The sequence below is a fragment of the Streptomyces sp. NPDC047002 genome, assembly GCF_040704505.1.
GTDB lineage: Bacteria > Actinomycetota > Actinomycetes > Streptomycetales > Streptomycetaceae > Streptomyces.
Map to the genome: position 1 here is coordinate 59,148 of NZ_JBEYWC010000040.1, position 9,093 is coordinate 68,240.

Here is a 9,093-nt window from a genome sequence, read left to right on the forward strand (position 1 = left end):
GGCCCGGGGCTCAGGCTCAGGGCTCAGGGCTCAGGGCTCAGGGCTCCGAGCGGGGCACGCGGCCCGGCGGCTCGGGCTCGGCCGTGGGCAGGCAGCGCTGGATGACGTACGTGTAGAAGCCGCCGCCGATGAGCCCGCCGATGAGGGGCCCGGCGATCGGCACCCAGAAGTAGAGGTTGCCCCACTGGTCGCGCCACGCGGAGTGGTAGCCGGTGAGGAAGCTGGCGAGGCGGGGGCCGAAGTCGCGGGCCGGGTTGATGGCGTAGCCCGCGTTCGTACCGAAGGCCATGCCGATGGCGACGACGACGAGGCCGATGATGAACGGCGCCAGGTTGGCCTTGGGCGGGGTGTTCAGCATGTCGGTGATGGCGAAGATCAGCAGGAGCAGCAGCGCCGTGCCGATGACCTGGTCGCGGAAGGCGCCCCACTCGTGGACGCCCGCCGTGGTGGAGCCGTTGCCTGGGAGCGTGGAGAAGACGATCTGCGTCATGAAGGAGTGCTTGGGGTCGGCCCTGGCGAGCACTTCGGTGTAGTTCCAGCGGACCAGCAGCGCGGCGGCGAACGCGCCCGCCGTCTGGGCCAGCGCGTACGGCGCGACCTTGGCCCAGGGGAAGCCGCGGAACGTGGCGAGCGCGAGGGTGACGGCGGGGTTGAGGTGGGCGCCGCTGAGGCGGGCCGCGATGTAGACGCCGAAGGTGACGCCGAGGCCCCAGGCCCAGGAGATGCTGTCGTGGTCGCCGAGTCCGCCCTTCGGGGAGGTGAGGGCACCGCCCGCGATGACCTGCGCGACGACGCCGGCGCCGAGCAGGAGCAGGACCATCGTGCCGACGAACTCCGCCGCGGTCTCTCTGAACAGTTGTGAGGTGCCGGACTTCTTCATGGCTCTCTGCGTCTCCTCGTCTCCTCGGGGAGTGGGGGCGCAGGCGAACGGATTCGGCCGGCCCGTGACGTCCGTCATCGTCGGGCGGCCGCGGGGCACCGGCATGTCGGGACGGGGTCCCGTCCCCTTGGGGGAGTAGTCGCTTGCTCCATCCGACGGCAGGGGGGCGCGGCGCGCCCGCCCCTGAGCGTCCCGCCTCCGAGGGCCCTCAGGCCCCCGAGGGCTCCCGAGGGCCTCAGGCCCCCGCGCTGAGCGCCGCGGCCCCCGCGGGCTCGGCCGCGGGCGTGGCGCGCAGCTCCTCGATGACGCTGTCGAGGTGGGCGCGGGCGGCGGCCTCCGCTGCGTGCCCGTCGCCGGTGACGACGGCCTCGATGATCGCGAGGTGCTGCGGCAGCGACTTGGTGGGGCGGCCGGGGCGCAGCGCGAGGCGGAACTGGTAGCGGACCATCTGGCCCTTGAGCCGGTCAAGCAGCCCGCCCGCGACCTTCTGGCCGCTCATCTCGGCGATGCGGGCGTGGAGTTCGCGGTTGAGCGCGGAGTAGGTGTTGAGGTCGCCGCCCGCGACGGCCTCCCGCATGCGGGTGCCGATCCGGCGCAGGCCCTCGCGCTGCTCCGCCGGTGCGTGCTCGGCGGCGCGGCGTGCGCAGAGGCCTTCGAGGGCGGCGCGGCACTCGGTGATCTGGATGGCCTCTTCGACGGAGACGACGCGGACGCGCGCGCCGCGGCGCGGCACCAGCTCGACGAGGCCCTCGGCCGCGAGGTCCTGGAGCGCCTCGCGCACGCAGTTGCGGGTCGCGTGGAGGCTCTCGGACAGCTCCTGCTCGACCAGGCGCTGGCCCGGCACCAGGTCGCCCGCGGAGAGCGCCCGACGGATCGCCGTACTCACGAGGCGGCGCCCCTCCTGACCGGTCACCCGGTTGTCCGCCACGCGTCGTCCTCCCCGCTCCGTGGCCCGCACCTCGGGCCGCATGTGGGCGCAGTCTATCCGCACCCGACCTTGACGACTCTTTCATCGAAGCTATTGTCAACAATTTCGTCGATGGTTATGTTGACGAGCAGCACCAGCGAAGGGGAGAGCAATGACGCAACCCACGACGGCCCGCCACGCGGACCCGTCAGAGCCGCCGCCACCGGGCGGCCAGACCGCGATCCCCTGCTGGTTCCTGCGCGGCGGCACCTCGCGCGGCCCGTTCTTCCGCGCCGCCGACCTGCCCGCGGACACCGCGGGCCGCGACGCGGTCCTGCTGGCCGCGCTCGGCTCGCCCGACCCGCGCCAGATCGACGGGCTCGGCGGCGCGCACCCGCTCACCAGCAAGGCCGGGATCGTGGACCGCAGCGCCCGCGACGGCGTCGACCTGGAGTTCCTGTTCTGCCAGCTCCAGCCGGACAGTGACCTCGTGGACACCACGCCCAACTGCGGCAACATGCTCGCCGCCGTCGTGCCCTTCGCCGTCGAGTCCGGGCTGCTCACGCCCTCGGGCGACGAGACCACGGCCCGCGTCCTCACGCTGAACACCGGGCTGACCGCCGAGATCACCGTCAGGACCCCGCTCGGCCCCGATGGACGCCGCTACGTGGCGTACGGGGGCGACGCGAGGATCGACGGCGTCCCCGGCACCGCCGCACCCGTCACCATCGGCTTCCTCGACACCGAGGGCTCGGTCTGCGCGTCCCTGCTGCCCACCGGGCACGTGCGGGACCGCGTCGAGGTCGCAGGTGTCGGCCCCGTCGACGTGACCTGCATCGACAACGGCCAGCCCCTGGTGATCGTGGCCGCCGCCGACCTCGGCCGCACCGGCTACGAGAGCGCGGCGCGGCTCGACGCCGACGACGAGCTCAAGGCCCGCGTCGAGGACCTGCGGCTGACCTGCGGGAAGCTGATGGGCCTCGGCGACGTGACCGCGAAGAACTATCCCAAGATGACGCTCGTCGCGCCGCCCGCGCACGGTGGCACCCTGAGCACCCGCAGCTTCATCCCCCACGTCTGCCACGAGTCCATCGGCGTGCTCGCCGCCGTCACCGCCGCCACCGCCTGCGTGCTCGACGGCAGCGTCGCCCATGCGGTCGCCGGCGTCGCCGCCGCGCCGGGCGCCGACGTCACGGTCTCCGTCGAGCACCCGTCGGGCGAGTTCAGCGTGGCGCTCGGCCTCGACGCCGAGGACCCGCAGCGGGTCACCAAGTCCGCGCTGCTGCGCACCGCCCGTCTGATCATGGCGGGTGCCGTCATGATCCCCGAGAAGGGACAGCGATGATCATCGACTGCCACGGCCACTACACCACCGCACCGCCCGCGCTCGGCGCCTGGCGGGAGCGGCAGATCGCCGGGCTCACCGACCCCTCGGCCGTGCCGGACACCGCCGACCTGCGCATCAGCGACGACGACATCCGCGAGAGCATCGAGCACAACCAGCTGCGGATGATGGACGAGCGGGGCATCGACGTCACGCTGTTCTCGCCCCGCGCCTCCTTCATGGCGCACCACGTCGGCGACTTCGCCACCTCGTCACGCTGGGCCGCGATCTGCAACGAGCTGTGCGCACGCGTCGCCGCCCTCTACCCCGAGCGCTTCGTGCCCGCGGCGATGCTCCCCCAGTCGCCCGGCGTCGACCCGGCCACCTCGGTGCCCGAGCTGGAGCGCTGCGTCAAGGAGTACGGCGCGGTCGCCGTCAACCTCAACCCGGACCCCTCCGGGGGGCACTGGACCGCGCCGCCGCTGACCGACCGGTCCTGGTACCCGCTGTACGAGAAGCTGGTGGAGTACGACCTCCCGGCGATGGTGCACGTCAGCACCAGCGTCAACCCGGCCTTCCACACCACGGGCGCGCACTACCTCAACGCCGACACGACCGTCTTCATGCAGCTGATCCAGGGCGACCTGTTCAAGGACTTCCCCACGCTGCGCCTGGTGATCCCGCACGGCGGCGGCGCCGTCCCGTACCACTGGGGGCGCTTCAGGGGCCTCGCGATGGCGCTGAAGAAGCCCGGGCTGGAGGAGCACGTCCTCGGCAACGTCTTCTTCGACACCTGCGTGTACCACCAGCCGGGCATCGACCTGCTCCTCGATGTCGTGCCGCGCCGCAACATCCTCTTCGCCTCCGAGATGATCGGCGCCGTCCGGGACATCGACCCCTGCTCGGGCCACCACTTCGACGACACCCGCCGCTACGTCGAGTCCGCGGGGCTCGGCGCCACGGCCCTGGCCGAGATCCAGGAACACAACGTCCGCGCCGTCTACCCGCGTCTCGACACCCTGCTCAAGCAGCAGGGGCGTTGACGCAGAGAGAGCACACCACCATGTACGAACTGGGAGTCGTCCACCAGGACATCAGCCGCGCCTCCCGCGCAGGCGTCGACGCGCTCGCGCCGCTCGGCGTCAGCACCGTCCACGAGGCGATGGGCCGCACCGGCCTCATGCGCCCGTACATCCGGCCCGTCTACCACGGCGCGGCCCTCTGCGGTACGGCCGTGACCGTGCTGCTCCAGCCGGGGGACAACTGGATGCTGCACGTCGCCGTCGAGCAGGTCAGGCCGGGCGACGTGCTCGTGGCCGCCTGCACCACCGAGAACGAGGACGGCTTCTTCGGCGAGCTGCTCGCCACCTCGGCCCGCGCCAGGGGCGCGGTGGGCCTGGTCATCGACGGCGGCTGCCGGGACGTGGCAGCGCTGGAGGAGATGGACTTCCCCGTCTTCAGCCGCGCCGTCAACGCCAAGGGCACCGTCAAGGCGACCCTCGGCTCCGTCAACATCCCCGTCGTCTGCGCGGGCGCCCTGGTGCGCCCGGGAGACGTCGTCGCCGCCGACGCCGACGGCGTCGTCGTCGTACCGGCGGAGCGCGCCGCCGAGGTCGCGGCCGCCGGGCGCAAACGCGAGGAGAACGAGGAGGGCAAGCGGCAGCGGTTCGCCGCGGGCGAGCTCGGCCTCGACATGTACGACATGCGCGAGCCGCTGCGGGCGGCCGGCCTGCGCTACGTCGGCGGCGGGCAGGGGGGAGCGGCATGAGCGGCGCCTTCACCAAGACGCCCGGCTGGCTCGACTGGTACAAGGACCCGTCCGTCCCGGCCTTCGCCCTGCCCGCGGGGACCGTCGACGCGCACTGCCACGTCTTCGGGCCGGGCGCCGCGTTCCCCTACGCGCCGGAGCGCAAGTACACGCCGTGCGACGCGGGCAAGGACGAGCTGTTCGCCCTCCGCGACCACCTCGGCGTCAGCCGCAACGTCATCGTGCAGGCCACCTGCCACGGCGCCGACAACAGCGCCATGGTCGACGCCGTGCGGGCGTCCGGCGGCCGGGCGCGCGGCATCGCGACCGTACGGCCCGACGTCACCGACGCCGAGCTGGCGGAGCTGGACGCGGCAGGTGTGCGCGGGGTGCGGTTCAACTTCCTGAAACGCCTGGTCAACGCGGCGCCCAAGGAGGACCTCGCGGCGATCGCCGCGCGCATCGCGCCGCTCGGCTGGCACGTGGTCATCTACTTCGAGAGCGAGGACCTCGCCGACCTCGCGTCCTTCTTCACCGCGCTGCCCACCCCGCTCGTCGTGGACCACATGGGACGCCCCGACGTGACGAAGCCGGTGGACGGGCCCGACTTCGCGCGGTTCCTGCGGTTCGTGGAGCGCGGCGACGTGTGGGTCAAGGTGACCTGCCCGGAGCGGCTCACCGCCACCGGGCGCCCCGCGCTCGACGGGGAGCGCGAGCCCTATGCGGACGTGGTGCCCTTCGGCAGGAAGGTCGTCGAGGAATTCCCGGATTCCGTACTGTGGGGCACGGACTGGCCGCACCCGAACCTCACGGACCACATGCCGGACGACGGACTGCTTGTCGACTACGTGCCCAGGGTGGCCGTAACCTCCGCACTGCGGCAGAAGCTGCTCGTGGACAATCCGATGCGGCTCTACTGGCCCGGCGAAAACGCCTGAGCCCCTTCCGCACCCACACCGAAAAAGGGGCTCCCCATGCTGCACTCCAATGCGAAGAACCGGCTCGACCGGCTACCGATCGCCAGATTCCACAAGATAACCCTGGTCGCGGTGGCCTTCGCCTACTTCTTCGAATTCGCGGACATCAACAGCTTCGCGGTGACGGCACCCCGGCTGATCAAGCTGTGGGGCGTCACCGTGAACCAGGTGGCGTACGTCACCTCGCTGTCGTTCGTCGGCATGTTCCTCGGGTCCGTCGTCGCGAGCTGGATGGCCGACAGGCTCGGCCGCAGGACGGCGCTCAACATCACCACCGTGTTCTTCAGCGTCTTCTCGCTGGCCTCGGTGTTCTCCTGGGACGTCGTCTCCCTCGGCGTCTTCCGGGTGCTGACCTCCGCGGGCCTGTCCGCGATGACCGTCGTCGCCGTGATCTACGTCAGCGAACTCTTCCCCTCCGCACTCCGCGGCAAGTTCCAGGCGTACGCGATCGTCATCGGCATCTGCGGCACACCCGTCACCAATTTCGTCGCGAGCGCCGTCGTCCCGGTCAACGACTGGTCGTGGCGCCTGGTGTACCTGTGGGGCGCCCTCGGCATCGTCTACCTCTTCTTCGCCCGGCACCTGAAGGAATCCCCCCGCTGGTACGAGGCGAGGGGCGAGCACGCCAAGGCCGACGCGATCCTGACGGAACTCGAAACGGAGATCGCCGCGGAAAAGGGCCCGCTTCCCGAGCCCGCGCCGCCCACGGACCCGCCGGTCCTGCGGAAGGCGCCGCTGCGCATCCTGCTGCAGAAGAAGTACCTGCTGCCGACGCTGCTGCTGATCGTGCTCTGGGTCACCCAGACCATCGGGTTCTTCGGCTATTCCAGCTGGGCCCCGACCCTGCTGGCGAAGGAGGGCTTCAGCGTCGAGAAGTCCGTGTTCTACGTGGCGCTCAGCACGGTCGGCGCGCCGCTCGGCTCGTACATCGCCGCGCTCGTCACGGACCGCTTCGAGCGCAAGTGGTGCCTGGTGGCCTTCGGCGCGGTCATCGCCGTGTGCGGCCTGCTGTACGGGCTGACGTTCAACCCGGTCCTGATCGTCGTCTTCGGCTTCCTGGTGAACCTCTTCGAGCGCGGCTACACGGCGCTCGGCTACGCGTACTCGCCCGAGCTGTTCGACACGCACGGCAGGTCGCTCGGCACCGGCGTCTCGTACGGCCTCGGCCGGCTCTCCAACGCGGCGGGGCCGCTGATCATCGCGGGCCTCTACAACGGCTCCGGCTACCAGAGCGTGTTCCTCTTCATCGCCGGCACCTGGCTGCTCGGCTCCGTCGTCCTCGCCGTCTTCGGGCCGCGGACCAAGCAGGTCGGGGCGGCGCTCGCCCCGCCGAAGGAGCCGGTCAGCGCCTGACGCGTACCGGGTGCGACCGCCACGCACCCGGTACGGCGCCTACCGCGCCGACAGCGTCCACGGGTCGGGCGCGGCGAACGCCGAACCGGTCAGCACCGCCCGGCAGTCGGCGTACCGGGTCAGGAAGTACACGCCGAGCCCGGCGGCGAAGTGCACGGGCGCCGTGCGGCGCAGCTCCGCGAGTGCCGGGTGCGGGTCCTCCCTGCCCTCGGGCGTGAAGAGGGACCACAGCAGCCCGTCGGGCCCCTCCCCCACGGTTCCGTCCATCGACTCCCCCTCCCGCACCGGCCCGTTCGGCTCCGCACGCCTCTCGCACGCGGCGCCCACCTGCGAAAGCGCCCCCGCGCGGCGTGCGCGGGCCGGCACGCCGTGCACCGGGCGCACGCCGTGAGGAGGTGCGGGCACGGGGGCCCGGCGCGGTGTCACAGGACCGGGACACGCGGTCCGTTGCGGCGCGGACACCCTCCGTCCTACCGTGAGGGTCGTACACGTGCGCGGCGGCGCGAACCGGCGCACGGCGGGCACGGGGCCACGGACGGGACTCCGCGGCGACGCGGGGAACGGGGAACGGGGACGCATGAAGTTCGACATGGGAAGTACGACACTGTCCGACCTGGTCAAGAACACCTCCGGGTCGAGCGACGACCTGGGCGCGCTGATCAAGCAGCTGATCGCGGCGGCCGACCCGCTCGAAGGCAGGTTCAACGGCGCGGGCAAGACCGCGTTCGACTCCTTCAAGAGCCGTGCGGACTCGATCACCAGCGACCTCAACGGCTCCCTGCGCGCGATCCTGGGCGGCCAGTCCGGCATGGACGGCTCCTTCACCAGCGGCGACCAGGAGCAGGAGTCCAACGCCCACCGCAACATGAGCTCGGCCAACTTCGACGCGGCGCGCTTCGGCGCCCGCTGACCCGGCACGACGACGCGGCAGAACACAGAACGGGGACTGACGATGGCGACGGCGGATCGCAAGTCGTACGACACAGGCGTGTCGAGCGAGGTGCAGGGGACCCTCCAGGGGGTCATCGGCCGCCTCGAACAGGTGCTGGGCGAGCGGGACCGCGCGGTGAAGGCCGCGATGGCCGATTTCACCGCCGACGGCGTCTCGGAGGAGTACCACGGCAAGGAAGTGCGCTGGAACCGCGCGGCGAACGAGGTGCGGGACATCATCCGCCTCGTCCGCGGCACGCTCGAACAGAACGACGACACCGCGCAGTCGACGCTGACCCGCGCCAAGTCGGCGGTCGACAACATCGGTTGAGCCGACGCGCGTCGGCGCGGCGACGCGGCGGTAAGGCGACAGGGCGGTACGGCGACGCGGCGGCAGGGCGGCGCGCGGCGGCGCACGTCGTCCGCGACAGCGACACGGCAGGGCACGGCGGTACGCACATCAGGGGGATGAACGGCCATGACCGGGTGGGACATCACGCCCTCGGGGGTCCAGGGCGTGCTCAACAAGGTCGTGAAAGCGGCCCAGGGGCTCAACGACGCGTCCACGAAGCTGGAGAGCGGCCTGACCAGCGCCGCGGCGGCAGCGGGCACGATCGCCGCGGGTGACTACGAGGACGGGCACGCGGTGCTCAAGCCCGGCCAGTACGGGCCGCCGTCACCCGGGGCCGAAGGCCTGGTCGCGGCCGCGCTCGGCCAGTTCGTCCAGTCCAACGAGCAGCGCCTCGCGTACATCGCCACGCGCACCGGCAACTCCATCAAGGGCGCGCAGGACGCGACCAACGAGTACGTGAAGGGCGACATCGCCATGGCCGCGCACGCGCAGGCCGAGGCGCTCAAGGAGCCCGTGATCGACCTGCCCGGCGCGAAGGGCGGCCACGGCTCAGGGGGTGGCAGGTGAGTGCGGTGCCTGTCGATCCGGCGGAGATTCCTCAGTTCACCGGTGATCTGGAGCAG

Annotated in this window: 11 protein-coding genes; 8 read left to right on the forward strand and 3 right to left on the reverse strand. The window is 71.8% G+C overall.

Annotated features, from left to right (window positions below):
* Nucleotides 1–37 precede the first annotated feature (37 nt).
* Nucleotides 38–880, reverse strand: a complete 843-nt coding sequence (locus AB0910_RS28005; protein ID WP_366747448.1) for an MIP/aquaporin family protein — start codon at nt 878–880, stop codon at nt 38–40.
* A 235-nt stretch (nt 881–1,115) separates the two neighbouring features.
* Nucleotides 1,116–1,850 carry a GntR family transcriptional regulator gene (locus AB0910_RS28010; protein ID WP_366747449.1) on the reverse strand — a complete coding sequence of 245 codons (735 nt, stop codon included), beginning with the start codon at nt 1,848–1,850 and terminating at the stop codon, nt 1,116–1,118.
* 109 nt (nt 1,851–1,959) lie between these two features.
* On the opposite strand from AB0910_RS28010, the gene AB0910_RS28015 reads away from it, so the two are divergent.
* The 5 genes from AB0910_RS28015 to AB0910_RS28035 are packed head-to-tail and all read left to right on the forward strand — an operon-like array spanning nt 1,960 to nt 7,188.
* On the forward strand, nt 1,960–3,132 hold the full coding sequence (locus AB0910_RS28015) for a 4-oxalomesaconate tautomerase (protein WP_366747450.1): 1,173 nt from the start codon (nt 1,960–1,962) through the stop codon (nt 3,130–3,132).
* The gene (locus tag AB0910_RS28020) at nt 3,129–4,154 is read left to right on the forward strand and encodes an amidohydrolase family protein (RefSeq protein ID WP_366747451.1); all 1,026 of its coding nucleotides are present in this window, start codon (nt 3,129–3,131) and stop codon (nt 4,152–4,154) included. The genes AB0910_RS28015 and AB0910_RS28020 overlap by 4 nt, the downstream gene beginning before the upstream one ends.
* A 20-nt stretch (nt 4,155–4,174) precedes the next feature.
* Entirely contained in the window at nt 4,175–4,879 is a 705-nt protein-coding gene (gene ligK / locus AB0910_RS28025; RefSeq protein ID WP_366747460.1) for a 4-carboxy-4-hydroxy-2-oxoadipate aldolase/oxaloacetate decarboxylase, read from the forward strand.
* Nucleotides 4,876–5,796: an amidohydrolase family protein gene (locus AB0910_RS28030; protein WP_366747452.1), complete on the forward strand. Its 921-nt coding sequence runs from the start codon at nt 4,876–4,878 to the stop codon at nt 5,794–5,796. Before ligK ends, AB0910_RS28030 begins: the two co-directional genes overlap by 4 nt.
* Nucleotides 5,797–5,832: 36 nt before the next feature.
* Entirely contained in the window at nt 5,833–7,188 is a 1,356-nt protein-coding gene (locus AB0910_RS28035) for an MFS transporter (protein ID WP_366747453.1), read from the forward strand.
* A gap of 39 nt (nt 7,189–7,227) precedes the next feature.
* On the opposite strand, the gene AB0910_RS28040 is transcribed toward AB0910_RS28035, so the two are convergent.
* Entirely contained in the window at nt 7,228–7,455 is a 228-nt protein-coding gene (locus tag AB0910_RS28040; RefSeq protein WP_366747454.1) for a hypothetical protein, read from the reverse strand.
* A 310-nt stretch (nt 7,456–7,765) separates the two neighbouring features.
* Between AB0910_RS28040 and AB0910_RS28045 the strand changes: the two genes are divergently transcribed.
* The 3 genes from AB0910_RS28045 to AB0910_RS28055 all read left to right on the forward strand — a co-directional run bounded on the left by AB0910_RS28045 (nt 7,766) and on the right by AB0910_RS28055 (nt 9,037).
* Nucleotides 7,766–8,098: a hypothetical protein gene (locus AB0910_RS28045; RefSeq protein ID WP_366747455.1), complete on the forward strand. Its 333-nt coding sequence runs from the start codon at nt 7,766–7,768 to the stop codon at nt 8,096–8,098.
* 42 nt (nt 8,099–8,140) lie between these two features.
* Entirely contained in the window at nt 8,141–8,449 is a 309-nt protein-coding gene (locus AB0910_RS28050; protein WP_366747456.1) for a pore-forming ESAT-6 family protein, read from the forward strand.
* Nucleotides 8,450–8,596: 147 nt separating this feature from the next.
* Nucleotides 8,597–9,037, forward strand: coding sequence for a DUF6507 family protein (locus AB0910_RS28055; RefSeq protein ID WP_366747457.1), 441 nt, complete (start codon nt 8,597–8,599; stop codon nt 9,035–9,037).
* Nucleotides 9,038–9,093 lie beyond the last annotated feature (56 nt).